This window comes from Roseomonas sp. KE2513 (assembly GCF_016107305.1).
Taxonomy (GTDB): Bacteria; Pseudomonadota; Alphaproteobacteria; order Acetobacterales; family Acetobacteraceae; genus Roseomonas.
Map to the genome: position 1 here is coordinate 88,770 of NZ_RCVR01000006.1, position 24,929 is coordinate 113,698.

Here is a 24,929-nt window from a genome sequence, read left to right on the forward strand (position 1 = left end):
GGTCGCCCAGCGGTCTCCCTGCCTTTCGCCAGTTCTCTCGGTCACGTCGCGGCTCGACCTCCCGGCGGCAACCTGTGGACTTCTCATAGGCAGGGATTAGCAACTAAACCTTATCGTAAAGACAGTGTGCGTTGTAACTTCTCGGCGATAAATGGCCTGGAGCGGCTCGCCCGGCGGTTTCCGATCACGACAGCGTCGATTCATATCCGCTCCGGTCATCCGGTATAGATGCCGAAGCGCCAGACGACCTACAGCAAGCCTTGCGCGCCGCGCAGAGCGGGAAGCGGCAGAGCAGAGGGATTTTCCTTGGCAATAGCGAGCAGGGCACGCCGGCACGACACCGGCCTTGGAGGGGCGCGCCTTCTTCTCGCCGGCATCGTCCTCGTCGCGCTGGGCGTCCGGTTCTGGCATCTTACATCTTCGTCACTTTGGGTGGACGAGGGTTTCAGCGTCCAGGTCGCGGTGCTCGACCGGGCACGCGCCATGGAACTGATCATGGCGGACACCCACCCTCCCCTCTACTACCTGGCGCTGCTCGCCTGGACCTCGGTCTTCGGAGCCGGGGAATTCGCCCTGCGCTCGCTCAGCGTCCTTTTCGGCGTGCTGACGATCCCCGTGCTGTTCTCGATCGGCCGGATGCTGGTCGGCCTCCGCGTCGGGCTGCTCGCGGCCGCGCTGCTCGCCACCTCCGCCCTGCATGTGCAGTACAGCACCGAGGTGCGGATGTACTCGCTGCTGCCGCTCCTTGCCTCAGTCGCCCTCTGGGGTGCCGTGAGGTTCGCGACGGCGCCCGAGGAGCGGGGGGCGCGGCTCAAGGGCGCCTTCGTCTTCGTGCTCGGCTCCACCCTCGCGCTCTGGACGCAGATGGCTGGCCTTTTCGTCATCCCCTCGGCGTCGCTGATCATGCTGGTGGGCTGGTGGCTCGGCGGGCGCGGGCGGGCGGCGGGCCTCACCTGGCTCCTTGCCAATGTCGTGCTCCTCGGCATCCTCGCGGCCTCGGTCCCCGTCCTCTCGGTGCTGATGGCGAACGCGAAGGGGCTCGTCGCCTGGCTGCCGCCGCCGACGCCGCGCGTCATCGCGGAGACGATCGGGCCGATGCTGGCGCAGAAGCTCAACGCAATCCTCTCCGTCCGCCTCACCACGGTGGCGGCGGCGGGCTTCGCCCTCGTCGCGGCGCTCGGGCTCTGGGCCGCGCGGCGGAACCCTCGCTTCCTCGCCTTCGCGATCCTCGCGGGCGTGCTGCCCTTCGTGCTGACCATCGCCGTCAGCTTTGCCGTGGCGCCGATCTTCGTGACGAGGATCCATCTCTGGTCGCTGCTGCCGCTCTACCTTCTGATCGCCGCGGCGATGGTGGCCTATGGCGGGCGGGTGGCGGGCTTCGTACTCGTCGGCTTCGTCATGGCCGCTCAGGCCGCCGGCCTCTATGCCTACCACGCCGAGTGGAGCCGGCCTGACTGGCGGAGCGCCGTCGCGCTCATCGCAGCCTCCGCCGGGCCGGGGGACGTGATCGTCACGCCGCCGCCGCCCGGCGTCGATGCTGTCATCGGCTATTACGCCGCCCCGCTGCGGCGCCTCGTCAGGCCGGTAGGGGAGAAGGAGCAACTGCCGGATCTCGTGGCGGCCGCGGAGGGGAAGCGCGTATGGGCCGTATCGAGCCCCTGGCACGACCGGGTCGAACCTGCCGCGCTGGCGGAGGCCCTTGGGCGGGGACACCGCGCGGACGCGGCTGTTTCCTTCCCGCTCGTCACCGTCCAGCTCTGGCATCCCCCGCGCGCGGAGCGGCGCTGAGGGGCTGCGCCCTCAGGCCGCGCTGCCGCGCTGGTCTCCTTCCCGGCGCGACCGAAGCCGGCCGCGCGCCCGGCGGAGGCGCTGAAGCCGGGTCTGCAAGGTGATTCCCGCCACGCGGCGGACGGTCCGCACGAAGGCGGCCCGGGGCAGCAGCATCGTCAGTTCACGAAGGCGGCGGTGGTAAAACATCCGGGTGCCCACCGCGACGAGCTTCTCCTCTATCTCCGCCGCCTCTTCCGGGCTGAGACGGTGCCAGTTGGCCGTCAACGTTGTGCGGATGAAGCGGCAGTCGGCACCCTCCAGCAGGTAGGGCCGGTAGCTCGCGGACTCCAGCAGCTTGGCGGCGACGGCGACCTCGAGATAGGCGCGCTCCTCCGGCGTGAGGTCAGCGGAGGCGATCCGGAGAAGGTCGGTGACGCCTGCCGCCGCCCGGTACTGCGCCAGCCGCTCGGGCGGGAAGTCGAGGTCGGGCCGCCCGGCCCGGCGGCGCACCGCCGAGATGGCGGCAAGCTGCGAGGCGAGCGCGCCGATGCGCCCGTTATGGACGGACCCGCTGGTAATGCTGCCCGTGTGGAAGCGGTAGTCGCCGAGCAGGTCCGGCGGGTTGTGAAGGCGGCCGCGCTCCTGCAGCCGCCAGTAGAGGTCCGTATCCTCGGCATGCATGACGTAGCGATAGCCCCCCACCGCCACCAGCGCCTCGCGCCGGACCATCAGGAAGGGGTGCATGAGATAGGGCTCGCGCGAGGGGAAGCTGCGCGGGTCAGCCAGCTCTGGCGGCGGCGGGCGGGAGAAGCTGCCATGCGCGGCGGTATGGTTGCCCCACTCGTCCACGTGGCGGGCCACCGCGCCGACCGCGATGAGGTCCGGGTCTGCTTCCAGGTAGGCGAGCTGCACTTCGAAGCGGTTGGGATAGGCGAGGTCGTCGGCGTCGTGCCGCGCGACATAGGGCGCGGTGCAGCGGGCGAGGCCGATGTTCAGCGTGTCCACGATACCGCTGTTGCCGGGCTTCTGGATGTGCTGGACTCGCGAGTCCGCCGCCGCGATGGCCGCGACGATCTCCGAGGTCCGGTCGCTGGAGCCGTCATCGATGACGAGGATGCGGATCGACCGGACCGTCTGGTCCTGGATGGACCGCACGGAGGATTCGATCGTGCCCTCGCTGTTGTAGGCGGGAATCAGGACGTCGATCAGGGCCTGGCCGTCTGCGGGCATCATCAATTCCTTCACTTGGCCTTTAACTCGGCCTCAGGCCTGGGGCGCCACAACGGCGGCGCGCGGCCGGCGCAGCAGCTTCGAGAGGAGACGGGCGCCCTCCTCGAAGAGGGGGTGGCGCAGCGCCCAGAGGAGGGCGACCCAGGCCAGGCCGCCGGCCGCCACGCCCGCGATGACCACCGGCAGCGGCGCCTGGGGCGACCACCCGTAGAACTGCATGACAAGGGCGGCCGGCAGCACGGCGGCGGCCACCAGCAGGAGGCTGCGGCCGTAGATCGGCACGTAATCCGCCCATCGCGTCTCTGTCATGCGCTCGAGATGCGGACGGTAGACGAGGTACATGATCACCGCCTCCAACACCTTCGTCGCCGCCGCGGCCTCGAGGCTGACGAGGCAGCCGATGGCAAAAAGCGCGAGCGAGGCGGGCGCGCGGATCATCTCCAGCCGCGTCTGGCGCGCTGTCTCGTTGGAGATGACGAAGATGTCATAGGCCACCATGATCGGCACGAAGAGGGCGGCCGAGAGCGAGAGGATGCTCAGCGGCATGACCGCGTCGAGCCACTTCTCGCCGAAGAGGGCGAGGACCAGGGGCCCGGAGACGACGCCGATGCCGACGAAGACCGGCCAGAGGAAGCCTGTCAGCACCTGCGTAAGCCGCAGGTAGCTGTGGCGCAGTGAGATCCCCTGCCGCTTCTGCTCCGCGAAGTCCACGAAGAGCACGCGCAGGACGATGATCTGGATATTCTCCCACAGCACGCCCGTCAGGCTCGTCGCGCGGGAATAGATGCCGAAGGCGGCGAGGCCGAGGAACTTCGCGAGCACGAGGTCCGCCATCCTGCCCTGCAGCCCGTTGATGGCGGAGATGGCGAGCACCTGCGTTCCGAAGCGCACCACATCCCGCCATCCCTGCAACCCCAGCGAGAGGACGATGGAGTCCCGCGCGAAGAGGTTGTTCAGGACGGCCGCGGCGAGGGCGCTGATCACCTGCCCATAGGCGAGGCTCATGTAGCCGTGGCCCGCATAGGCGAAGGCAAGCGTCGCCGCGTTCGCGAGCGAGTAGCGGAAGACATTGACGATGGCGACGAGCCGGAACTCCCCGCGCCGCTCGATGGAGGCGGAGGGGATGAAGTCGAAGATCCCGATCAGCGGCAGAATCGCCATGACACGGAGAAGGTCCTCCACGCCCGGTTCCTTCAGCAGCGCGCCGCCTAGGAGGCTGAGGAGGAGGATGGCGAGCGACACCGCAACGGCGAGGACGCCATTGATCGTGAACAGCGTGCGCTTCAGAGGCTGCGTCAGCTCCGCCGCACGGATGAGATAGGAGCCGAGCCCGAAGGAGCGGACGATCGAGAGCAGGCCCACGATCGAGAGCGCGATGGCGAAGATGCCCATCTCGTAGGGGCCGAGCAGCCGCGCGATGAGGATCGAGACGACGAACTGGAGGACGAACAGGGTGCCCTGCGCCATCGTCATCCACGCAAAGCCCTGTCTTATCGACGCCACGCGCTGGTTCCTTGCGAGCCGATCGCTCTCGTCATGCGGTTGGCCAAGCGGCGGCCGTGCTGGCGTCCCCTCTCCGGCACTCCTGGCGGATACGCCGACAACGAACGCCATCGCAACGGTCGCGTCACAGTTACCACCCGGCCTTGCTCGGAAACGTGATCGCCGCGCGATCACGGGCCGGCGGTGCGGTCGTTTACCGCAAACCTGTAAGCGCTCAAAGTTCGTGCTGCACACAGGATCATGATCGCCTGGCCTCGTCGGCACGGCCGAAGAAGCTTGCGGATCAAGGCGGATGCGCGGCAAGGCCTCGCCGGGAAGGGTGGCCCCGCAGGAACGATGACAGGGATGTGAGCGCGATGCCATGCAGGGCGCGTGCAAAGCCGTTTGCCATCGGTGATGTGACCTGCCGCGGCGTTTGCAGCGCAGCGAACGCTTGCTAATGTAGAACGAAGGGCCGCCTGCCACCCGGTAGTCGAGGTGCATTCTGTCTCGTTCCGTGGCCCAACAGACAGGATTCGCCGGTGGGTAGATCGTCTAAAGCCTTACGCCCGCTCGCCATGGTCGCCAGCCTCGTGGTGCTGGCGTGGTTCATCCTCCCTGTCCTGCACGCCACCTATACGGAAGGCTTCGAGCCGAGCATCGGCATCAATGCCCTTGGTCTTCGTTCTGGGCAGCTGCAGGACATCGATCTTCTCTATCCCTTCAGCGGCCGCTTCTTCCTCGTCACGCGGCTGGGAAGCACGGCCGTGATCGCGGGGCTGGGTGCGCTCGATCATCTTCCCACGCTCGTGAATTTCCGGCTGGTGATGCTCGCGTCGCTGGTGCTGCTCGTCGGCGCCGTCGTCTATCTTCTCGCGCGGGTCTATCGCGTCCCGCCGGCCTTCGGCGCGCTCGCCTGCCTGCTCTTCCCCCCGATCTTCGAATCCGCCTACCTCTTCAACGACAACGTTCTCTCGGCGGGCCTCACCACTCTCGCCATCGCGGTGTTCTGGACGCGGCTGTCGCTTCCCGCAACGGCGGTCGCGGCCGTGCTCATGGGGCTCGCCGCGGCCACGCGGCCGGACGCGCTCTTCGTCCTTCCGGCCTTCGCGGTGCTCATGTGGTTCGAGTTGCCGAGCTGGCGGGCCCGCTTCGCGCACGCCCTTCTCGCGGCGCCGCTGATCGCCCTCATCCCGCTCGGGGTCTACGCCGCCTTCGGCCTCAACTACCTTGAGATCTTCTCCGTCGCCTCGCGCGCCATTGCGCTTTGGGACCGGCAGGAGGGCTTCGTCTCGCTGCTGCGCCACGCGGTCTATGGCTTGGCCCTGCCCGGAATGATCCTCCTGCCGCTCGGCCTCGCCTCCTTCCTCGCCCAGCGGCGCTGGCGGGAGGTGCTGCTCTGCATCCTCGTCCCGCTCATCTATCTCGCGGCCTATGGGCGCTCCCTCTACGAGCTGCGCTACCTCCTGCCGCTCGCGCCCTTCATCGCCATCGCCATCGTCGAGGGAGGGCGCGCGGTGCTGCGCGCCCGCGGCCTGCCCCGCATGGTGCTCTCCGCGGCGCTCGCGGTCGCCGTCCTTGCCCTCCTCGCGCCGCCGGTCCGGGTGCCCTCCTGGCAGATCGCGCGGCTGGGCGTGGACAATGACGGGCCGCGGCCGCTCATCGGCAGGATCTGGTCGCCGCTCATCTGGACGCGCTGGCTCGACGACCTCAATGGCGGGATCGCCGCCATCGATCAGGCCATCGAACGCGATGCGCAGGGCGGGCCGCCCAAGGTCTTCGTCTCCACCTACTGGAACTCCGATCGCCTGCTGGACCTGCTGCTGCTCGAACACGGCTTCGCCCCGCGGCACGAGGGATTGCCTGAGGCCTGCCGCAGCGTCGCCGAGGTTTTCGCGCGCGGGGGGACGACAGTGCTGCACGTGCGCACGCATCTTCCCTTCGTGCCGGGCCAGCGCGAGGCCGTGAACTGGCAGGAAGGCGGGCTGCCCTGCCTGCGCGACGCCGGCCTCGCCGATGCCACGGCGCTCGTGCTCGGCTGGCGCCCGGCCGCGCATTCCCCCGCGGGCACCGGGCGCGAGGAGGGCGTGACGGAGGTCTTCCGGCCGCCCGGCGATATCGTGCCGGACTGGGCGGACCCTGCGCTGCGGCGTCAGGTCTACCTCATCGCGCAGGCGCCCGTAGCGGCGGTGGCGAGATACCTCAACGCGCCGGTGACGCCGGCCGAGAGGAAGGTGGCGGAGGACCTGTTCCTCGCGCGCACCCGGTTGCTGCAGTAGCCGTGCGCCCGTCGATGAACGGCAGGGCGCGCGGCGGCCGGTGCGTTGGATCGAGTGCGAGGAGCATCGAGAGATGACGGCAGGGACGCGCGTGAACCTGGTCATGCCGATGGCGGGGCGTGGCAGCCGCTTTGGCCGGGCGGGCTTCGACCTGCCCAAGCCGCTTCTCCTGCTGGATGGCGAGCCCTTCTTCTGGTGGGCGACGGAGGCGCTGCGGCGCTGCTTCGACCTCCAGTCGATGAGCTTCGTCGTGCTGGCCGAGCACATCGAGGCGCACGCGATCGACCGGCAGATCCTGGACCGCTACCCGCAGGCCTCGATCATCGCCTTGCCGGAGGTGACATCGGGCGCGCTGGAAACCGCGGTCGCCGGCTGCGAGGGCGTGCCGGAGGATGGCTGGCTGGTGGTGAACGACTGCGATCACACCTTCCGCGCGGATCGGCTGGCGGCGGCGCTGCCGGCCATGCCGTCGGAGACCGCGGGCTTCCTCTGCCACTTCCACGCGACTGCGCCCGCCTATTCCTACGCGGCCTATGACGAGGCGGGCGATCTTCTCCGCACCGTGGAGAAGGAGGCGATCAGCGACCTCGCCATCGCCGGTGCCTATGGCTTCCGGAATCGTGAGACCTTCCTCGGCCACGCCCGCGCCTATGCCGCGGACTGCCCTTATCCCGAGCTTTTCGTCAGCGGGATCTACAACACGATGGTGGCGGCGGGGGAGAAGGTGCGCGGCGTGCTGCTCGACGAGCACCTCTCCTTCGGTACCCCGGCGGAGTACGAGGCGGCGCTCGCGCGGATCGGGGGCTTCGGTTCCTGGCGCGGCCCCGATGTGCGGGGCTAGACGGGGGTGGCGATGAACCCCGAATGGGTCTCGGCCCTCGGTCTCGTGGCGGCGCTCGCGCTGCTCGTGCTCGGCCACCTCGTCCGCGTGCTGCGCTGGTCGCTGTTGCTGCGCCAGATCGGAACGCCGCGCTCCAGCACCGGCTTCCTGGCGCTCTCGCTCGCTTATGTGCTCAACGCCTTCCTGCCTCTGCGGCTCGGCGAGATCGCGCGCGGGGTCTACTACGCCTCCCGCACGCGCAGCGACCTCGCCTATGTGCTCGCCACGATCGTGGTCGAGCGCGCCTTCGACCTGCTGGCCGTCTGGGTGCTCGTCCTCGTCTTCACGGCCGCCGGCGTGTTCTCGGATGTCGATGTCTGGGCCTGGACCGCGGGCGCGGTGCTGGTGGTGGGCGGCGTGTTTCTCTCGGCCGTGCTGGTCGAGCGCTCCGCCCGGTTTCGCTACTTCGTCTGGCTCGCGGCCTCGATCTTCAACCCGCGCATCCGCCTGGTGATCCTCGACGGGGCTTGGTCTCTGCCTGAGGTGCTGTCCGAGGCCAGCGCGCAATGGGTGCGCATCGTCGCGCAGGGCGCGGCCATGTGGGCGCTCTACCTACTCTCCTACCTTATGCTGTCGCGGGCGGTGGGGGTGGACTTCCAGCGCCTGTTCATCGTCATCCACGGCGCGCCGCTCGAACCTGCCTTCCTCTCACTGCTGTATGAGGGGATGGGGCAGGCCGCGATCCTCCTTCTCTATACCGTCGCGCCCTTCGCCCTCGTCCTCGGCTACGGCATCTTCAGGGAGCGCATCGGCGTCACGCTGCGCGGGGCTATCAGCTGGGTCTCGGACCCGATGCTCTACGTCCACCGCCTGCCGCGCTCGCGCAACCGCTTCTCGGAGGCCGAGCAGTACAGCGGCTTCCTGATGCGCCGCTTCAGCGGGGCCTCCGACCTGGTCTCCGACTTCGAGGCGAACGCGATCGGGGACGCGGTGGTGCAGCGCATGTTCCGCGGTGGCTCGGACGCGCTGACCGCCATGGTGCAGGTCGGCAACGAGCTTCGCATCCGAAAATACGCGCTCGGCAGTGCCGCGGGGAAGCTGCACGACCAGTGCCGCTGGCTGGAGACGCACGGCACCGACCTGCCGCTCGTGCGGATCACGGACCAGTCCCGCATCGGCTCGCGCTTCCTCTACGACATGGAGTATTCCCCAACCTCGCGCGATCTGTTCGACATTATCCACTCCTCGGATATCGAATCCTCCTGGCGCATCCTTGAGGACGTGCTGAACGCCATGCGGGCGCTGCACGAGCGCACCCGCGGCGCGCCCGCCGGTCCGGAGGTCATCGAGCGCTACGCGAGGGAGAAGGTCGCGGGCAACCTGCGGAACATCCAGGACGCCTTCCCGCTCTTCTTCGACGGGGACACGGTGCTGGTGAATGGGGTGAAGGTGGATATCGGGCTGCTGGAGCGCTTCGCCGCCCCGGATTTCGTCACCAGCCGCATCCACCGGCGGGAAACGGCCACGATCCATGGCGACCTCACCATCGAGAACATCCTGGCCGATCCGGTGCGCACCTCGCACTGGTTCCTGATCGACCCGAACGTCGGCAATATCTTCGAGTCCCCGCTGCTCGACTACGCGAAGTTGCTGCAGTCGCTGCATCTCGGCTACGAGTCCCTCAACCGCGATATCTCCTGCTCCTACGGGGATGGCGTGCTCACCTTCCCCATCGCGCGCACGGCCCAGTACGCCGTGCTGCACGAGCGGGCGACGGCCTGGATGCGCGAGAACCTCGGCGAGGATGGGCTACGCGAGGTGCGGCTGCACGAGGTCGTGCATTATTTCCGCCTGACGCCTTACAAGTTCCGCAAGGGGGCTTATGCGGGGCTGGTTTTCCTCGGCTGCCTCTGCCTGCTGGTGCAGCGCTACTTCGACGAGTACGAGAAATGCTGAGGGCCGTTCTCGTCGATTTCGACGGTACCCTCGTCGAGAGCGAGCGCGCGAACGCCGCCGCCTATGCCGCGGCGCTCGGCGAGCACGGCGTGGCCGTCGAGGCGGAGGCGATCCTGCCGCGCATCACCGGCCGCGCCTGGGGGGATTTCCTGCCGGAGCTTCTCGCCGAGGCACCCGGCACGGAGCCGGCGGCGGTGGCCCGGCGAAAGCGGGCGATCTACCCCGATTTCTTCCGCCTGATCCGCCCGAACGAGGCACTGGCCGACCTGCTGCGGGCAACGCGTCTCGGCTCGCTCGCGACCGGGCTCGTCACCACCGCGGCCTCTGGCAGCACGGAGGCGATCCTCGATCGCTTCGCGCTGCGCGACCTCTTCGACATCCTCGTCTGCGGCGATCACGTCTCCCGCGCCAAGCCGGACCCGGAGGGCTACCAACTGGCGGCGCGGCAGCTCGGGGTGCGGCCGGAGGAGTGCATGGTCATCGAGGACTCCGAGACCGGCCTCGCCGCCGCTCGGGCCTTCGGCGGCCATGTCCTGCGCTGGACGAGCGGCACATGAGGAACCTGCCTCCCTGGCTGATCAACTTTCTTAAATTCGGTGGGCTCTCCGGCCTCGGCTGGATCGCCGACACCTGCATTCTTCTCCTGCTCGTGCGGCTGGCCGGCATGGCGCCCTTCGCGGCCAACATCATCAGCTCCAGCATCGCGGCGCTCTCGGTCTTCCTCCTGTCGCGCGAGAAGGTCTTCAACAAGGCCGCCGGGGGAATGGGGCTGCGCGTCGCGGGCTATCTCGCCTATACGCTTTCGGTCATCCTCATCGCCTCCGCCGGCGTTGGCATGATCACCGCTTGGCTGGGCGGGCTGGCCAGGGCGGAGGGCGTTGCGCTCTCGGCCACGGCGCTGGCGGCGATCGCGAAGGTGCTCGTCACCCCGCCCCAGCTGATCCTCAACTTCCTCGTATCCCGTTTCCTCATCGAACGTGACCTGAAGGGTGGCGGATCCGTCCATGGCTGACCGAATGCTTGTCTTCATCCCTGCCTACAACTGCGCCCCGCAGATCGGCCGTGTGCTCGCGCAGTTCGCGGCGGTGCCGCCCGGAGTCTTCGCGGAGATCCTCGTCCTGGACAACGGCAGCCGAGACGGCACGGCGGAGGTGGCGATCGAGGCCGCGCGCTCCGTCACGACATGCCCGGTCACGGTGGCGCGCAACCGCGACAACTACAGCCTCGGCGGCTCCCACAAGTCGGCCTTCGCCCACGCCGTCCGCCAGGGCTACACCCATGTCGTCGTGCTGCACGGCGACGACCAGGGCTCGATCGCCGACCTCCTGCCGGTGATCGAGCGCGGCGACCACCACCGCTACGACGCCTGCCTTGGCGCCCGCTTTGCCAGGGGATCGCGGCTGGAGGGCTATTCGCGCTTCCGGATCTTCGGGAACCACGTCTTCAACGCGCTCATCACAGGCGTGTCCTTCCGGCGCGTGCTCGATCTTGGCTCCGGGCTGAACATCTTTGCCCGCCCGGTCTTCGCAGACCCCGGTATCGCCCGCTACGCCGACGACCTGCGCTTCAATGTCTATCTCCTCCTCGGCCTCATCGACGGCGGGCGCAAGTTCATGTTCTTCCCGATCAGCTGGCGGGAGTCGGACCAGGTCTCCAACGTGAAGATGGTGTCGCAATCCCTGCGGACCCTGAAGATCCTGCGCCAATACGTCCTCGGCCGGCGTGCCTTCCGCGAGGGCGAGCACCGCGACATCCCGCGGGAATCCTACGAGTTCGAAGTGCTCGGGACGAACACCGCCTGAGGTCGCCGGCCCTTAGCGCAACTTCGCCGCCTCGGCCGCGCCGCGCAGCACGAAGGCCGAGACCGTCTGGCCGAGGCATTCCCCCAGCTGGTCCACCAAGGCCGACCGCTGCGCGCGGGGCGCGCGCTCGAGGTCGATCCGGTCCGTGTCCGCCCAGAAGCGCATCAGCTCGTAGCGTGGGAAGACCGCGGCGCCCTGGCCTGCTGCCGCGATGCGTATCGTGTCCTGATAGGCGGTGATATCGGCGTTCGCCCGCAGGAAGCGCGAGAACTGCTGGTCCATCAGCACGGTGTCGATGCCGCGGTCCTTCAGCCATCCGAGGCCGCTGGCCAGCCGGTCGGCCAGCCAGTCCGGCTCGATGCCGCGCGCCGCCTCCACGGTGCCGACCTGCCAGACCACGAGCTGCGGGGCCGGGTCCATCGCGGCCTCGATCATCATCAGCATGTCCGCCGCCGTCAGCCCGCGCCCGCCGAGGACCTTCACCTCCAGCCGCAAGTCGGGACGGCTCTCCCGCAGGCTCGCCTCCAGCCGCGCGGGCCAGGCATGGCCCGGGGTGCTGCTGCCAGGGCCGAAGACGGAGGCGGAGCCGACGACGAGGACGCGAAGGGCGCCCTCTGCCAGCGCGCGCTCGGTGGCGGGCAGGGGCAGGGCGGCGTCCAGCAGCTCAGGCGGCGCCTCGCAGGTCGAGGCCGCGGCGGGCAGCGCCGGCAGGAGCAGTGCCAGTACCAGGAACGCGACGCGCGGGCTGCAACACCTCATGCCGGCCTCCCTGAGGGGATCGCGGGGCTCGCGCGCCGCGCCCGTTCCTTCCCTTTGTACCAGCCCGACAGCCAGGCGACGGCGACGAGGCTGGCCAATCCGGCGACGTTCACCGCCAGTTGCATCATAACGCGGTCGTCATATTCCAGCGCAAGCCGCCCCATGAAGGAGAAGAGGATGCCGCTGCAGAAGACGGGCAATCCCTGCTGGCCCATGGCCAGGAAGGGCCAGGCCGCGCCGCTCCGCAGCCAGGCCGCCGAGGCCGGCACCCAGTGGGCGACGAGGTAGGTGAGGGCGAGCATGGAGACGAGGCGGAAAGGGTGCATCGCCGTTTTGTCCACGTCCGTCAGCAGCCCCGTGAACCAGCGCGGCGCCAGCTGGCCGAGATCCGGCCGGTGCCAGGCGAGGAAGAGCAGGGCGAAGGCGAAGACAAGCCAGGCCAATGCCAGACCGCCCGCCCAGCGTCGCCAGGGGAAGGAGAGGGGTCCCGGCACGCCGTCGGGCGGGCGATGCCCGATCAGCACCCCGATGACGAAGAGAAGCTGCCAGCCGCCGGGGTTGAAGAACCATCCCCCGCCCGTCCAAGTCGGCAGCTCGAGCCCGAGCAGCCGCGTCGCGGCGTAGAGGATCAGGGAGAGCCCCAGCAGCAGCCGCGGCCGGCGGATCAGCGGCAGGATGAGCGCGAATTGCAGCAAAAGCAGGATGTAGAGCGGCAGGATGTTCAGGAAGGCCGGTTGGAAGCGCAGCAGCAAGGCTTCCAGCAGCGCGCGGTAGGGCTGCTCCCCGAAAGCGTCGAGGTGCAACTCGTCGATGTAGATCGAGGCGTCCATCGCCGCGGCGGAGTAGCCGACCTGGGCCGTGAACATGACGAAGAGCACAATATGCGCGACGTAGAGCGTGCCCACCCGCCGCAGCACCTGCGCCGCCGCGAAGAGCCATCCCTCCCGTTCCAGCGCGGCGCCGTAGGCGATGCCGCCGGCATAGCCCGCGAGCAGCACGAAGGCCTCGGTCGCGTCGCAGAGGGTGATGTTGCGCAGGGTCAGGTTGCCCAGCCGGTTATCGGGGATGTGGTCGATGAAGATGAACCACAGGGCGATGCCGCGGAAGAAATCGGCCCGCAGGTCGCGAGGGCGCCGCCCGCCCGCGGCGGGGGCGGTCGCACCCGGCGAGGCCTGAGCCGATCCCTCCATGACATCCTCCAGGCGTGCAAAATGGCACCGCCACCGGGCGGCCGCAGCGGTAACGCCGCGGGCAGCTGCCGGCTGGTCGAGCTTGGCGGAATCCGTGGCCGCGTGGCAAACTGGGGAATGCTCCGCGTGCTGATCATCTGCGGCCTGGCCCTTCTCGCGCTGCCCCTCTCGGCGTTGCGGGCGGCGGCTGCGGAGTGCCCCGCGGCGCCGGTCCAGCCCCTCTCCCTGCCGGCCACCGCGGCGACGATGGCGGCGGGACGGCCGGTGAGCATCCTCGCCTTCGGCTCCTCCTCCACGGAGGGTTTTGCGGCCAGCAGCCCGGAGGCCAGCTATCCCGCGCGCCTGCAGGCCCGGCTGCGCGCGGCCCTGCCCGGCCATCTCGTCACCGTGCTCAACCGCGGCCGGGGAGGGGAGGAGGTGGCGGAGATGATGCGCCGCCTGAAGCGTGACGTGCTGGAGGCCTCCCCTACCCTCGTGATCTGGCAGGTCGGCAGCAATGCCGTGCTGCGCGCCATGCCGCCCGCCCTTTATCGCGAGAGGGTGGAGGCCGGGCTCGACCGCCTTCGCGCCGCCGGGATCGAGGTCGTGCTGATGGACAACCAGGAGGCGCCGAAGCTGCAGGCCTGGCCTGAGGGAAATGCGCAGATCCTGGCCCAGACGGCCGGCATCGCGCATGATAGGGGCGTGCCCCTCTTCTCCCGCTCCGCCCTGATGCGGCGCTGGCAGGGGGAGGGAGTGCCGACCGCCGCGGTGATCGGGCCGGACGGGTTGCACCACACCGACCTCGGCTACGACTGCGTCGCGGCCGCCCTGGCGGATAGCATCCTCGCCGCCCTCCGCCCCGTTCTCTCCCCGGCGGCCGAGGTGGCGGATGCCGGGCGGGCGCGCTGACTAGGCGGCAGAGACCTGACATGACCGGGAATGCAACCGCGCCCGTGCGCCCCCAGCCGCGGCCCCGCTCGCCCGCGCTCGCCTCCGCACGGCGGGTGTGGGGCATGGTCTATCGCCACCTCGCCCTCTTCCGCCGTTCCTGGCCGCGGGTGGTGGAGCTGATGTACTGGCCGGTCCTCCAGATGACCGTCTGGGGCTTCGTCACGGCCTATGTCGCGGGCGTCGGCCAGAACACGGCCACCCTCGCGGCGGGCGTGCTGCTGGGCGGCGTGCTGCTCTGGGAGGTGACGCTGCGGAGCCAGATGGGCTTCTCCATCTCCTTCCTCGAGGAGATCTGGTCGCGCAACCTCGGCCACGTCTTCGTCTCCCCGCTCCGCCCCTGGGAGCTGGTGGCGGCACTGATCCTCATGAGCGCGATCCGCATGCTCGTCGGCGTGCTGCCGGCGGTTCTGCTCGCCTGGCTGCTCTACGGCTTCGGGCTCTTCTCGCTCGGGCCGGTCGTGGTGCTCTTCTTCGCGGCGCTGATGATGATGGGCTGGGCCGTGGCACTCGGCGTCACCGCCCTCATCCTGCGGCACGGGGCAGGGGCTGAATCGCTGGCCTGGTCGGTCCTCTTCGGCCTCGCGCCCATCTCGGCGGTCTACTACCCCGTCTCGATCCTGCCAGGCTGGCTCCAGCCCGTCGCGCTGGCCACCCCCTCCGCCCATGTCTTCGAGGGAATGCGGGCCGCGCTGATCGAAGGGCGCGTGGCCTGGAGCCATCTCGGCTGGGCCTTCGCGCTGGACCTCCTCTGGATCGGCGCGATGGGCTGGGTCTTCATGCGCCAGTTCCACCGGGCGCGCGACAGCGGGGCGTTGCTGACCATCGGGGAATAGGAAGGGGCCTCGTCCCGCGCGGCCTTGTGTCGTAGGACCGCGCCATGACGGACAGCCCCCGCATCTTCCTCATCCGCCACGCGCTCGTCGTGCCCGCCGCCCGGCTGATCGCCTATGGCTCGATGGACGTTGCCCTCTGCGAGGAGACGCTGGCGGCCGATCGCCCAGCTTACGATTGGCTCGCCTCCCGCCTGCCGCGCGGGGCGAACTGGTACTGCACGCCGCTGGCCCGCACGCGAGCGACCGCCATGGCCGTCTTCGCCGCCGGCTATCCCGAAGCGGAGCTGACGGAGCTGCCGGCCTTCGTCGAGCAGCATCTCGGGGAGTGGCAAGGCCTGTCGCACGAGGAATTCACCTCCCTGCTGCGCGACCCGCCTCACCCCTTCTGGATGCACGGCGCCGACGAGAGGCCACCGGGCGGGGAGACCCTGTCCGACGTAGTCGCCCGCGTCGGCCCCGCCCTGGAGGCAGTGGCGGACGAGGCTGATGATCGCGGTGTCGTGATCGTGGCCCATGGCGGCTCGATCCGCGCGGCCCTGGCCCATGCCGGCGCCTTCACGCCCTACCAGGCCCTGCAGTTCAGCGTGAAGAATCTCTCCCTCACCACCCTGGAGCGGGAGGGGGGCCATTGGCGCATCCGGACGGTTAACGAGCAGCCGCCATCGGGCCCGCCCATGGCTGCTCTGGCTTCGCGGGAAGGGAGCGGCTAGTCTCCCGCACTGCCAAGGGGTTGGGGAGAGAACTTCATGCGGCGCACGATGATGCTCCTCGGGATGGTGGCGGGTTTAGCCCTTACCGCGCTGCCAGGCGCCGCCCGCGCCCAGTCCGAGATGCAGGGGCTGGTGGACCGCGCAACACTCACCGTCCAGGAGATGCTGACAGAGGGTGACCCGAACGCGACCCGCGACGTCACCCGCCTGCTCGGCCAGGCGCGGGCCGTGGTCATCTGCCCCCGTCTGTTCCGCGCCGGCTTCATCTTCGGCGGCCAGGGCGGCGACTGCGTGCTCACGGCGCGCGATGGCGCCGGCTCCTGGTCCTCGCCCGCCTTCTACACCATTGGCTCCGCCAGCTTCGGCTTCCAGATCGGCATCCAGGATGCCCAGGTCATGATGCTGATCCTGACCAACAAGGGCCTCAACGCCGTCATGGACAGCCAGGTGAAGCTCGGCGCCGACGCCTCCGTCGCGCTTGCCACCATCGGCGGCGGCATCGCCGGGGCCACCACCACCGCTGTCGGTGCCGACATCGTCAGCTACGCCCGCACCCGCGGCCTCTATGCCGGCATCTCCCTCGAGGGATCGCTCCTCTCCAGCCGGAGCGACTTCAACAGCGGCTACTACGGCCGCGCCGTCGCGACCCGCCAGATCGTGGTGGACATGCAGGCCCATAACCCGGCGGCCGACCCTCTTCGCGCGGCCCTCATGCGCTTCGGCGCGGGCGGGGCCTCGGCCATGACCCCCATGGCGCAGGCACCGAGCGCCCTTCCGCCCATGCAAGCCGCGCCCAGCGGCGGGACGATCACGCGCGAAACCCTGCGCTGACGCGCTGCGCGGCCGGAGAGGGCTCTTCCCTCTCCGGTACCTCTCCCGCCAGGAGCCCGAGGCTCCTGGACCTGCGTCGGGCTGTCGCGAATGCTATAATTGGGGGCTGGTTCCCTCTTGGTGCCCTTCCTGCGCGCGTAGCCGCCTCGGGTCAGTACCCGAGGCGCACCGTTCGCGAAGCAGTCCGGACTCGAAGAAAAAGATAACGGTAAGCAGGCCGGGGAGAGGAAGAATTCCTTCTTCCTCTCCCCGTAGTCACCGGTGCCAAGCCCCAAATTGCTTATTCCGGCTCTACCCCCGCGCGGCGGAGAATGGAGAGCCCGCGTTCCGCCGCCTCCGTAATGAAGGCCGCAAAGGCTTCGGGGCTTTCGCCCAGGACCGGTTCCCCGCCCAGTTCGGCCAGTTTGCGGCGCACTTCGGGCTGTGCTGCCGCGGCCTGGACAGCGGCGTGCACGCGCGAGACCTGGGCGGCCGGTAGTCCTTTCGGCCCCCAGAGAGCGAACCAGGGGGCGATCGGCGCCAAGGCCGGCATGCCGGCCTCGGCCGCGTTGGGGATGTCGGGCGCCACGGCGGCGCGGCCGGGTCCGGTGACACAGTAGGCGCGCAGTCGTCCCGCCTGGATCAGCGGCAAGGCGGAGAGGAGCGGCGCCATCATGAGGCTTGTCTGTCCGCCCACCACGTCCTGCAAGGCGGGACCGGTGCCGCGGTAGGAGACGACGAGCACGGGCACCCCGGCCTCCAGCCGGAACACCTCGGTCGCGAGGTGGCCGGAGGTGCCGAGGGAGGTATTGGCGAAGGCGTGCCGGTCCGGCCGGGCCCGCACGTCTGCGAGAAGGGCCGGCAGGTCCGTGGGCGCGAGGCCCGGCGCGCCGACGAGCACGAGGGGCGAGATCGCCAGCCGCGCGACCGGCGTGAAGTCCGCGATGGGATCGTAGGGCACCTGGCGCATCACGCCGCGCGCCAACAGGTGGCTGTCGGAGTTGCAGAGCAGGGTTCGCCCGTCCGGTTCCGCCCGCGCCGCCACCGCACTGCCGACGGCGCCGTTCGCGCCCGAGCGGTTCTCGATCACCCAGGACTCGCCGAGCATCGGCCCCACTGCTTCGGCGAAAATGCGGCCGGAAATGTCGATGCCCCCGCCCGGCGGATAGGGCACCACGACCCGCACGGCGCGCGACTGGGCCCGCGCAGCGGCGGCAGGCAGAAGGCCGGCGATTGCCAGCAGGTTGCGGCGGTGCATCCGTTGAGCCATCCCTGGGGACCGATTCGACATGACCGAGGCTATCCTGCGCGACCTCGCCCTGGCGAACCGCCTGCTGGCGCGGGACGGGATCGTCGATGATTTCGGCCATGTCGCGCACCGGGACCTGGAGAACCCGGAGCGCTTCTGGCTCTCCCGCGCGCTGCCGTCGAACCGGGTGACGCCAGGCGACCTTCGCTTGCACGGCCCGGACGGGGTTTGCGAGGACAACTCGGTCGGCACCTATTCCGAGGCGGTGCTGCACGCCCGCGTCTTCGCAGCGCATCCCGATGTGCAGGTCTCGATTCACCACCACGCGCGCCCGCTGCTGCCCTTCACCATGCCCGGTGCGCCCCCGCTGCGTCCCGTCTTTCACACCGGCGCCGTGGCGGGATGGGACATCCCGGTCTGGGACAGCGCACCTTTTGGCGCCGGCGGGATGCTGGTGGACACGGTGGAAAAGGGGGATTCCCTGGCGGCGTGCCTCGGCCAGTCGCGTGCGGTGCTGCTGCGGGGGCACGGCGCGGTCGTGGTCGGGCCGGATATCGCCACCGCCGTCATGGTCGCGATCTACATGGTGGAGAACGCCGCCGTCGCGCTGGCGGCGGGCGCCACGGCCCGCCCCGTGCCGGGCCTCTCGCGCGAGGAGGTGGCGGAGACCGCGCGGCGGCTGCTGACGCCGAACACCGTCGCCCGCGTCTGGGCAGGGCGCATTGCCGGGCTGGAGGGCTGAGCGCGCCGGACTCTTCCCGCCACCCGCGCCGGGCGGGCGCTTGCCCCGGCCGGCCCGGCGGCGTCATCTGCTGCGGCGCAGCGGAAAGACCAGGGCTTTGCCGAATCAGCTTCCCACCACACCCGCGCCGGCGGGCACCCGTTTCATGCTGCTCACCGGCGCGAGCCGCGGCATCGGCCACGCGACGGTCAAGCGCTTCCAGTCCGAGGGCTGGCGCATCCTCACCGTCTCCCGCCAGCCCTTCTCGGAGGAGTGCCGTTGGCCGAACGCGCGCTGGAGCCACATCCAGGCGGATCTCTCGAATCCCGCGGAGGTGACGCGGCTTGTGGACATCGTGCGCCACCGCCTGCCGGACGGGCAGCTCCACGCGCTCGTCAACAATGCCGGCATCTCGCCGAAGGGGGAGGGGGGCGCGCGGCTGGGCACGCTCGGCTCCGATCAGGACGTGTGGAACTCTGTGTTCAACGTGAACCTTTTCTCCACCGCGGCCCTCGCGCGCGGGCTCTTCCCCGAACTCTCCGCGGGCAAGGGAAGCATCGTGAACGTCACCTCCATCGCGGGCTCGCGCGTGCATCCCTTCGCCGGCACCGCCTATGCGTGCTCCAAGGCCGCGCTGGCGGCGCTGACGCGGGAGATGGCGCACGAGTTCGGCGCTCACGGCATCCGCGTGAACGCCATCGCGCCGGGGGAGATCGACACCGCCATCCTATCCCCCGGCACCTCCGAGATCGTGGAGCGGGACATTCCCATGCGGCGCCTCGGCACGGCGGAGGAGGTGGCGGAAACAATCCTCTTCCTATGCTCGCGCGCCTCCTCCTACGTGAACGGGGCGGAGATCCACATCAATGGCGGGCAGCACGTGTGAGGCATGGCCGAGGGCAGCATCCGCGGCCGCTCCCTCACCCCTCCACGAAGCGCTTGAAGGCCTCCGCGTAATCCGGGTGCCACCGCGACAGCGGCGGCCGGTTCTCTACGATGTCCCCCGCGCCCCAGAGGATGCGCCGCTCGTCGAGCGCCCGCGTCACGTCATTGTCTGGACAGAGGATGTAGAAATCCCCCGCTGCCAGGCGCTCCATCATGAAGTCCACGGTCTGTTCGGGCGTCCAGGCGGCCGCCGGCTTCTCGCTGCGGCCATTGGCGGTCAGCGGCGTGAAGACGAAGCCGGGGATCAGCAGATGCGCGCCGATCCGGCAGCCCGGCGTATTCCGCAACTCGTGCTGCAGCGCCTCGGTGAAGGCCCGGACCCCGGCCTTGGAGACGTTGTAAGCCGGGTCCCCCGGCGGCGTGGTGATCCCCTGCTTCGACCCCGTGTTGATCACCAGGCCCGGCCGCCCGCGCTCGATCATTCCGGGCACGAAGGCGCGGGTCCCGTGGATGACGCCCCAGAGGTTCACCCCGATCACCCGCTCCCAGTTCTCGGCGGGGCCGAAGAGGGCGCTGCCGGGCTGGACGCCGGCATTGTTCATCAGCAGGTCCGTGCCGCCGAATCGCTCGCGGACCGCCTCTTCCAGCCTCCGGAGGTCCTCCGGGCGGCTCACATCCGTGGCCATCGCCAGGACCCCCGCCTCCCCGCCTGGCGCCACGGACGTGAGGGCGCGGGCCGCCTCCGCGAGCCTTTCCTCCCCCAGGTCGGCGATGCAGACGCGCAGCCCCTCCCGCGCGAAGCGCATCGCGGCGGCCAGGCCAATCCCGGAGGCACCGCCCGTGACCACCGCCACGGAGTCGGGTGAGAGCGCGGGCTGCATCATGGATCATCCTTTTCTGCGGGGGGGCCGCAGTCAGGCCAGCTGGTCCAGCCCCGCCCGCAGCGCCCCGTCTGGGTCCGGCAACAGGCCCTCGCGGAGGAACAGATCGATCAGCACAAGGTTCACGTTGAACTTCACGCTTTCCGTGTCGCGCACCGCTTCCAGCACGCGCCCGATCGGCCAGAGCTCGAAGCGCTCCACCTCGTCGTCATTGGGGCGCGGCTCGACGCCCTCGGAGATCTCAAGGTCGAAGAGGTGGAGGAAGTCGCGCCGCATCCCTTCCTCCGTCCGCATGATGTAGGAGACGCGCCCGACCGGCCGGGCCTTCGCCGCGAGTGCGGCGGGCAGGGAGGCCTCCTCCTCCGCCTCCTTCACGAGGCAGCGCTCCGGTGTCAGCCCGGCGGGGATGCCGCCGGCGACGATGTTGTCCATCTGGCCCGGCGCCACCGCCTTGTCCTTCGCGCGCCAGCCGACCCAGAGGTGCAGCCCATCGGCCCGGCGGACGATGCCGTTCACGTGCACGCCCTGGCTGATGATTCCGAGCGCCGGCAGCACGCCGCGGTCCACCGTGCCCAGGACCGGCCCCTCGGGGGTGGCCCTGACGTCGAACTCCTCCCCCCGGATGCGGCCGAAGCCGGCACGGGCGAGGGTGCGGGCGATCTCCGCCAGCGCGCCGGTCCGGGCCGCGCTGCCGCGGATGCCGGCGGCGAGGGAGACGCCCTCCGGCCCGAAATGCACACGGTTCGGTAGGAAGGTCAGGGCCTTGGCAGCGTCCGGCTCCAGCCAGCCCACCTGCTCGTCCCCGATGCGGAAAGGCAGGTAACCGGCCGGGGAGGGCAGGTTGTTGCAGGCGGCGATGTGGCGGGCGAAGGGGTCCATGCGCCCATCCTGCCCCGCCTTGCCGCGGCCGGCATCCCCGCCATGCGGCCGCCCCGGCTGGCGCTGAGCGCGGGAAGACCCCATTTGTAAGCTCTAGCCGTTCCCATCCTCGTGAGGGGTGCCGGCACCCCCCACTCGGACCCGCCCGGCGCGGCGCCGGCTCCCACCCCGGGGCCGCCCATGCCCGGGGACGCGGCCCGCACCGGAGTTCGCGCGTGTCCGCCGCCACTACCCAGCCGACCACTCCGCCGAAAAGCTCGGCGACCGACAGCACCACCCCGCGCGGTACCTTCGCCACCCTCCGCAGCCTCGCGCCCTATCTCTGGCCGAAGGGGGAGCCGGCGCTGCGGGCGCGGGTCGTGATCGCCCTGTTGCTCCTGGCGGCGGCCAAGATCGCCAATGTCCTCGTTCCCATCGCCTATTCCCGCGCGGTCAACGCGCTGACGCCGCATCTGGGGGAGGGGGCGGCGGCCGGCACTGCCGCTGTCCTCGCCGTTCCGGTGGCGCTGGTGGTCGGCTACGGCCTCCTCCGCGTCGCCTCCTCTGCCTTCGGGGAGCTGCGGGACGCGGTGTTCACGAAGGTGCAGGGGCGGGCCGGGCGGCGGATCGCGCTGCAGGTCTTCACCCACATGCACGCGCTCTCGCTCCGCTTCCACCTGGACCGGCAGACAGGCGGGCTGTCGCGCGTGATCGAGCGCGGCACGCGGGGGATCAACTTCGTCCTCGACTTCATGATCTTCAACATCATCCCGACGATCCTCGAGATCCTCATGGTCTCGGTGATCCTCTGGCGGCTGTTCAGCTTCTCCTTCGCCGCCGTGACCCTCGGCACCATCGCGCTCTACGTCACCTTCACGCTCATGTTCACCAACTGGCGCCTGCGCTTCCGCCGCCAGATGAACGAGACTGACCAGGAGGCGAACACGCGGGCCATCGACAGCCTGCTGAACTACGAGACGGTGAAGTATTTCGGCAACGAGCGGCACGAGGAGCGGCGCTACGACGCATCCCTCGCCCGCTACGAGCGCGCCTACAACCAGTCCGAGGTCTCGTTGAACTTCCTCAACATGGGTCAGGCCGCGATCATCGCGGCGGGGCTCACGGTCGTCATGCTGATGGCCGCGCGCGGCGTGGCGGCGGGCCAGATGACGGTCGGCGACTTCGTGCTGGTGAACACCTACCTCATCCAGCTCTACCTGCCGCTGAACTTCCTCGGCTTCGTCTATCGCGAGATGAAGCAGGGCCTGGTGGACATGGAGGCGATGTTCACCCTCATGCGGGAAAGCCAGGAGATCGCCGACAAGCCCGGCGCGCCCGCGCTGCCGCCGGGCCGGGGCGAGGTGCGGTTCGAGAACGTCCGCTTCGGCTACAACCTCAACCGCGAGATCCTGCACGGCGTGGACTTCGCGGTGCCGCCCGGCCGGATGCTCGCCATCGTCGGACCCACGGGCGCGGGCAAGTCCACCATCTCCCGCCTCATGTTCCGCTTCTACGACGTCTCGGCCGGCCGCATCACCATCGATGGCGCGGACCTGCGCGACGTCACGCAGGAGAGCGTGCGCGCGGCCATCGGCGTGGTGCCGCAGGACACGGTGCTGTTCAACGACACCATCTTCTACAACATTGCCTATGGCCGCCCCGACGCGACCGAGGAGGAGGTGGTGGAAGCCGCGAAGCTCGCCCAGGTGCACGACTTCGTCCTGCGCCTGCCGGAAGGCTATAAGACGCGCGTGGGCGAGCGCGGCCTGAAGCTCTCGGGCGGCGAGAAGCAGCGCGTGGCCATCGCGCGCACCATCCTCAAGAACCCGCGCATTCTCATCCTCGACGAGGCCACCAGCGCGCTCGACACCCGAACGGAGCAGGAGATCCAGTCGGCGCTGCGCGGCGTCTCGCGCGGCCGCACGACGCTCGTGATCGCGCACCGGCTCTCCACCGTCGTGGAGGCCGACGAGATCATCGTTCTCTCCGAGGGACGGATCGCCGAGCGCGGCACCCATGCCGAGCTCGTCGCGGCCGAGGGGATCTACGCGGCCATGTGGCGCCGCCAGGCTCAAGCCGTGGCGCTCGCCGAGGCCGCTGCCGCCGCGCGCGACGTGCTGCCCGAAGCCTCGGGCCCCGCGCCGGTGGAAACACCCGCGCCCCAGCCCGTAGGGTCTTCCGCTCCCGCTCCGGCCTGACCATCTGGCCCCAACACTTAGCAGACAGTAGGAGGCCCCGGGCATGACCCTGGACCCGCAAGGCAACGCCCCCGAGGACCTGAGCCATGCCGGCTCGGTGACGGACAAGGCGATCGAGTACATGATCGAGCAGGGGATCGCGCCGATCTCCGTCGCCTCCGCCCTGCTGGGCGGCGCGCTGGGCCTGATGGCCCGCACCATGGAGGACCCCGCCATCGCTCGCGTCCTCCGCAGCGCCCTTGCCTCGGTCGAGAACGGCGAGTTGCACGAGATGAGGCGCTCCGAGGCGGGCGGCGCCGGCCCGTCCTAGCCCTTGCGGGGCCGGGCGGGGGCTCCACCTCCCGGACATGCCGAATCGCCGCCTTCCGGGCCCCCTTCTCGCGCTGCTCCTGCTGTCCTCCTGCGGGGAAGCGCAGGAGGCCTCCATTCCCCCTCTCGGCCCGCCGGGGATCGCCGCGAGCCGCTTTCCCGCCCCCGTGCGCCCGGTGGCGCCGGTGGTCTCCGACCGCTGGCAGGGCGAGGACGCGCGGGAGCGGGTGGGCGAGGCCGAGCGCGTGCTCGCCTGGCTCGATATCCAGCCGGGGCAGACGGTGGCCGATATCGGCGCCGGCTCGGGCTACTACACGGTGCGGCTGGCGGCGCGCGTCGGGCCAGAGGGCCGGGTCCTCGCCCAGGACGTGGTGCCGGGATACCTGGCGCGGCTGCGCGAGCGGGTCGCGTCCTTGCCCAATGTCCTTGTCGGCCTCGGCGAGCCCGGCGACCCGCGGCTGCCGCCCGGTTCCACCGACGTCGCGCTCCTCGTCCATATGTATCACGAGATCGAGCAGCCCTTCGCGCTGCTGGCCAATTTCGTCCCCGCGCTGCGTCCGGGGGCGCGGGTGGGCATCCTCGACGTGGACGACGCAACGCCCCGCCACGGCACGCCCCGCGCGCTGCTGGCCTGCGAACTGGCGGCCGTGGGCTACCGGCAGGTCGGCTTCCACTGGCTGCTGGAGGCACCGCCACGGTCCGAGTACCTGGCGGTCTTCGAGCCTCCGTCCAGCCCGCCCGCAGCGGAGAGCATCCGCCCCTGCACGCCCTGATGCCTTGACTCCTGGAGGTCTCGCGGGCAATACGCGCCCCTCAAATCTTTCCATCGCCTGCCCGCGCGTCCCGCGCGCGCGTTATTCTGGGGTTTCCACCATGTCCCGCCGCTGCGGCATCACCGGCAAGGGCGTCCAGGCCGGCAACAATGTCAGCCACGCCAACAACAAGTCCCGCCGGCGCTTCCTGCCCAACCTGCAGGAGGCCTCCTTCTTCTCCGACGTGCTGGGCACCTCGATCCAGATGCGCCTCTCTACCCGTGGCATCCGCACCGTGGAGCACAATGGCGGCCTCGACGCCTTCCTGCTGGGCACCCCGGACCGCTCCCTCCCGCCCGAGGCGATGGTGCTGAAGCGCCGGATCGAGCGCGCCCAGGCGAAGAAGGCCGCTGCCTGAGACGATCCACCCGGATCCGCTGAGTTGAACGACGGCGCGAGGAAGTCTCCTCGCGCCGTCGTTATTTCTGGTACCTGACCGTTC

The 24,929-nt window shown here is 69.9% G+C and carries 24 protein-coding genes; 17 read left to right on the plus strand and 7 right to left on the minus strand.

Features of this window, described 5'->3' with window-relative positions; genetic code table 11:
- Positions 1 to 306 precede the first annotated feature (306 nt).
- Positions 307 to 1,788 (plus strand): glycosyltransferase family 39 protein, encoded by a 1,482-nt coding sequence (locus D9599_RS08190; RefSeq protein WP_198380738.1) that lies wholly within the window; start codon positions 307 to 309, stop codon positions 1,786 to 1,788.
- A 12-nt stretch (positions 1,789 to 1,800) separates the two neighbouring features.
- Here D9599_RS08190 and D9599_RS08195 read toward each other — a convergent pair whose 3' ends face one another.
- Positions 1,801 to 3,003 carry a glycosyltransferase family 2 protein gene (locus D9599_RS08195; RefSeq protein ID WP_198380739.1) on the minus strand — a complete coding sequence of 401 codons (1,203 nt, stop codon included), beginning with the start codon at positions 3,001 to 3,003 and terminating at the stop codon, positions 1,801 to 1,803.
- A gap of 30 nt (positions 3,004 to 3,033) precedes the next feature.
- Positions 3,034 to 4,986 (minus strand): lipopolysaccharide biosynthesis protein, encoded by a 1,953-nt coding sequence (locus tag D9599_RS08200; RefSeq protein WP_309228575.1) that lies wholly within the window; start codon positions 4,984 to 4,986, stop codon positions 3,034 to 3,036.
- Positions 4,987 to 5,024: 38 nt separating this feature from the next.
- Between D9599_RS08200 and D9599_RS08205 the strand changes: the two genes are divergently transcribed.
- From D9599_RS08205 to D9599_RS08230, 6 genes are all read left to right on the plus strand, one after another.
- Entirely contained in the window at positions 5,025 to 6,761 is a 1,737-nt protein-coding gene (locus D9599_RS08205) for a hypothetical protein (RefSeq protein WP_198380741.1), read from the plus strand.
- 73 nt (positions 6,762 to 6,834) lie between these two features.
- Positions 6,835 to 7,602 (plus strand): NTP transferase domain-containing protein, encoded by a 768-nt coding sequence (locus tag D9599_RS08210; protein WP_198380742.1) that lies wholly within the window; start codon positions 6,835 to 6,837, stop codon positions 7,600 to 7,602.
- A 12-nt stretch (positions 7,603 to 7,614) separates the two neighbouring features.
- Positions 7,615 to 9,537, plus strand: coding sequence for a lysylphosphatidylglycerol synthase transmembrane domain-containing protein (locus D9599_RS08215; RefSeq protein WP_232480288.1), 1,923 nt, complete (start codon positions 7,615 to 7,617; stop codon positions 9,535 to 9,537).
- Positions 9,531 to 10,094, plus strand: a complete 564-nt coding sequence (locus D9599_RS08220; protein WP_198380744.1) for an HAD family phosphatase — start codon at positions 9,531 to 9,533, stop codon at positions 10,092 to 10,094. Before D9599_RS08215 ends, D9599_RS08220 begins: the two co-directional genes overlap by 7 nt.
- Positions 10,091 to 10,549, plus strand: a complete 459-nt coding sequence (locus tag D9599_RS08225) for a GtrA family protein (RefSeq protein ID WP_198380745.1) — start codon at positions 10,091 to 10,093, stop codon at positions 10,547 to 10,549. The genes D9599_RS08220 and D9599_RS08225 overlap by 4 nt, the downstream gene beginning before the upstream one ends.
- Positions 10,542 to 11,339 (plus strand): glycosyltransferase family 2 protein, encoded by a 798-nt coding sequence (locus D9599_RS08230; RefSeq protein WP_198380746.1) that lies wholly within the window; start codon positions 10,542 to 10,544, stop codon positions 11,337 to 11,339. Before D9599_RS08225 ends, D9599_RS08230 begins: the two co-directional genes overlap by 8 nt.
- A gap of 12 nt (positions 11,340 to 11,351) precedes the next feature.
- Here D9599_RS08230 and D9599_RS08235 read toward each other — a convergent pair whose 3' ends face one another.
- On the minus strand, positions 11,352 to 12,098 hold the full coding sequence (locus D9599_RS08235) for an SGNH/GDSL hydrolase family protein (RefSeq protein ID WP_198380747.1): 747 nt from the start codon (positions 12,096 to 12,098) through the stop codon (positions 11,352 to 11,354).
- Positions 12,095 to 13,288 (minus strand): OpgC family protein, encoded by a 1,194-nt coding sequence (locus D9599_RS08240; protein ID WP_198380748.1) that lies wholly within the window; start codon positions 13,286 to 13,288, stop codon positions 12,095 to 12,097. Before D9599_RS08240 ends, D9599_RS08235 begins: the two co-directional genes overlap by 4 nt.
- A gap of 21 nt (positions 13,289 to 13,309) precedes the next feature.
- Here D9599_RS08240 and D9599_RS08245 point away from each other — a divergent pair, with 21 nt between their 5' ends.
- The 4 genes from D9599_RS08245 to D9599_RS08260 are packed head-to-tail and all read left to right on the plus strand — an operon-like array spanning position 13,310 to position 16,595.
- Entirely contained in the window at positions 13,310 to 14,179 is an 870-nt protein-coding gene (locus D9599_RS08245; protein ID WP_198380749.1) for a GDSL-type esterase/lipase family protein, read from the plus strand.
- Positions 14,180 to 14,199: 20 nt separating this feature from the next.
- Positions 14,200 to 15,054 carry an ABC transporter permease gene (locus tag D9599_RS08250; RefSeq protein WP_198380750.1) on the plus strand — a complete coding sequence of 285 codons (855 nt, stop codon included), beginning with the start codon at positions 14,200 to 14,202 and terminating at the stop codon, positions 15,052 to 15,054.
- A gap of 44 nt (positions 15,055 to 15,098) precedes the next feature.
- The gene (locus D9599_RS08255) at positions 15,099 to 15,764 is read left to right on the plus strand and encodes a histidine phosphatase family protein (protein WP_198380751.1); all 666 of its coding nucleotides are present in this window, start codon (positions 15,099 to 15,101) and stop codon (positions 15,762 to 15,764) included.
- A gap of 36 nt (positions 15,765 to 15,800) precedes the next feature.
- A complete protein-coding gene (locus D9599_RS08260) occupies positions 15,801 to 16,595 on the plus strand; it encodes a lipid-binding SYLF domain-containing protein (RefSeq protein ID WP_198380752.1) in 795 nt (264 codons plus the stop codon).
- 280 nt (positions 16,596 to 16,875) lie between these two features.
- Here D9599_RS08260 and D9599_RS08265 read toward each other — a convergent pair whose 3' ends face one another.
- Positions 16,876 to 17,832: a tripartite tricarboxylate transporter substrate binding protein gene (locus tag D9599_RS08265; protein WP_232480276.1), complete on the minus strand. Its 957-nt coding sequence runs from the start codon at positions 17,830 to 17,832 to the stop codon at positions 16,876 to 16,878.
- 31 nt (positions 17,833 to 17,863) lie between these two features.
- On the opposite strand from D9599_RS08265, the gene D9599_RS08270 reads away from it, so the two are divergent.
- Together D9599_RS08270 and D9599_RS08275 are read left to right on the plus strand one after the other, a co-directional pair.
- Positions 17,864 to 18,565 carry a class II aldolase/adducin family protein gene (locus tag D9599_RS08270; RefSeq protein WP_198380753.1) on the plus strand — a complete coding sequence of 234 codons (702 nt, stop codon included), beginning with the start codon at positions 17,864 to 17,866 and terminating at the stop codon, positions 18,563 to 18,565.
- Positions 18,566 to 18,710: 145 nt separating this feature from the next.
- Entirely contained in the window at positions 18,711 to 19,430 is a 720-nt protein-coding gene (locus D9599_RS08275) for an SDR family NAD(P)-dependent oxidoreductase (protein WP_198380859.1), read from the plus strand.
- Positions 19,431 to 19,464: 34 nt separating this feature from the next.
- On the opposite strand, the gene D9599_RS08280 is transcribed toward D9599_RS08275, so the two are convergent.
- Together D9599_RS08280 and D9599_RS08285 are read right to left on the minus strand one after the other, a co-directional pair.
- Positions 19,465 to 20,313: an SDR family oxidoreductase gene (locus D9599_RS08280; protein WP_198380754.1), complete on the minus strand. Its 849-nt coding sequence runs from the start codon at positions 20,311 to 20,313 to the stop codon at positions 19,465 to 19,467.
- A gap of 30 nt (positions 20,314 to 20,343) precedes the next feature.
- Entirely contained in the window at positions 20,344 to 21,189 is an 846-nt protein-coding gene (locus D9599_RS08285) for an NUDIX hydrolase family protein (RefSeq protein WP_198380755.1), read from the minus strand.
- 215 nt (positions 21,190 to 21,404) lie between these two features.
- Between D9599_RS08285 and D9599_RS08290 the strand changes: the two genes are divergently transcribed.
- The 4 genes from D9599_RS08290 to rpmB all read left to right on the plus strand — a co-directional run bounded on the left by D9599_RS08290 (position 21,405) and on the right by rpmB (position 24,845).
- Positions 21,405 to 23,366, plus strand: a complete 1,962-nt coding sequence (locus D9599_RS08290) for an ABC transporter ATP-binding protein/permease (RefSeq protein ID WP_198380756.1) — start codon at positions 21,405 to 21,407, stop codon at positions 23,364 to 23,366.
- Between the two features lie 43 nt (positions 23,367 to 23,409).
- Positions 23,410 to 23,676 carry a hypothetical protein gene (locus D9599_RS08295; RefSeq protein WP_198380757.1) on the plus strand — a complete coding sequence of 89 codons (267 nt, stop codon included), beginning with the start codon at positions 23,410 to 23,412 and terminating at the stop codon, positions 23,674 to 23,676.
- A gap of 37 nt (positions 23,677 to 23,713) precedes the next feature.
- Entirely contained in the window at positions 23,714 to 24,448 is a 735-nt protein-coding gene (locus tag D9599_RS08300; protein ID WP_198380758.1) for a class I SAM-dependent methyltransferase, read from the plus strand.
- Between the two features lie 100 nt (positions 24,449 to 24,548).
- Complete coding sequence (gene rpmB / locus D9599_RS08305; RefSeq protein WP_043831561.1) at positions 24,549 to 24,845, plus strand: 50S ribosomal protein L28; 297 nt, start codon at positions 24,549 to 24,551, stop codon at positions 24,843 to 24,845.
- Positions 24,846 to 24,929 lie beyond the last annotated feature (84 nt).

Bases quoted from the DNA above. Each gene is read 5' to 3' on its own strand.
- D9599_RS08195 (WP_198380739.1), bottom strand. From the start codon at position 3,003: ATGATGCCCGCAGACGGCCAGGCCCTGATCGACGTCCTGATTCCCGCC.
- D9599_RS08200 (WP_309228575.1), bottom strand. From the start codon at position 4,986: ATGCACCTCGACTACCGGGTGGCAGGCGGCCCTTCGTTCTACATTAGC.
- D9599_RS08210 (WP_198380742.1), top strand. From the start codon at position 6,835: ATGACGGCAGGGACGCGCGTGAACCTGGTCATGCCGATGGCGGGGCGT.
- D9599_RS08215 (WP_232480288.1), top strand. From the start codon at position 7,615: ATGAACCCCGAATGGGTCTCGGCCCTCGGTCTCGTGGCGGCGCTCGCG.
- D9599_RS08220 (WP_198380744.1), top strand. From the start codon at position 9,531: ATGCTGAGGGCCGTTCTCGTCGATTTCGACGGTACCCTCGTCGAGAGC.
- D9599_RS08225 (WP_198380745.1), top strand. From the start codon at position 10,091: ATGAGGAACCTGCCTCCCTGGCTGATCAACTTTCTTAAATTCGGTGGG.
- D9599_RS08230 (WP_198380746.1), top strand. From the start codon at position 10,542: ATGGCTGACCGAATGCTTGTCTTCATCCCTGCCTACAACTGCGCCCCG.
- D9599_RS08235 (WP_198380747.1), bottom strand. From the start codon at position 12,098: ATGAGGTGTTGCAGCCCGCGCGTCGCGTTCCTGGTACTGGCACTGCTC.
- D9599_RS08240 (WP_198380748.1), bottom strand. From the start codon at position 13,288: ATGGAGGGATCGGCTCAGGCCTCGCCGGGTGCGACCGCCCCCGCCGCG.
- D9599_RS08245 (WP_198380749.1), top strand. From the start codon at position 13,310: ATGGCACCGCCACCGGGCGGCCGCAGCGGTAACGCCGCGGGCAGCTGC.
- D9599_RS08250 (WP_198380750.1), top strand. From the start codon at position 14,200: ATGACCGGGAATGCAACCGCGCCCGTGCGCCCCCAGCCGCGGCCCCGC.
- D9599_RS08255 (WP_198380751.1), top strand. From the start codon at position 15,099: ATGACGGACAGCCCCCGCATCTTCCTCATCCGCCACGCGCTCGTCGTG.
- D9599_RS08260 (WP_198380752.1), top strand. From the start codon at position 15,801: ATGCGGCGCACGATGATGCTCCTCGGGATGGTGGCGGGTTTAGCCCTT.
- D9599_RS08265 (WP_232480276.1), bottom strand. From the start codon at position 17,832: ATGCACCGCCGCAACCTGCTGGCAATCGCCGGCCTTCTGCCTGCCGCC.
- D9599_RS08270 (WP_198380753.1), top strand. From the start codon at position 17,864: ATGACCGAGGCTATCCTGCGCGACCTCGCCCTGGCGAACCGCCTGCTG.
- D9599_RS08275 (WP_198380859.1), top strand. From the start codon at position 18,711: ATGCTGCTCACCGGCGCGAGCCGCGGCATCGGCCACGCGACGGTCAAG.
- D9599_RS08280 (WP_198380754.1), bottom strand. From the start codon at position 20,313: ATGATGCAGCCCGCGCTCTCACCCGACTCCGTGGCGGTGGTCACGGGC.
- D9599_RS08285 (WP_198380755.1), bottom strand. From the start codon at position 21,189: ATGGACCCCTTCGCCCGCCACATCGCCGCCTGCAACAACCTGCCCTCC.
- D9599_RS08295 (WP_198380757.1), top strand. From the start codon at position 23,410: ATGACCCTGGACCCGCAAGGCAACGCCCCCGAGGACCTGAGCCATGCC.
- D9599_RS08300 (WP_198380758.1), top strand. From the start codon at position 23,714: ATGCCGAATCGCCGCCTTCCGGGCCCCCTTCTCGCGCTGCTCCTGCTG.
- rpmB (WP_043831561.1), top strand. From the start codon at position 24,549: ATGTCCCGCCGCTGCGGCATCACCGGCAAGGGCGTCCAGGCCGGCAAC.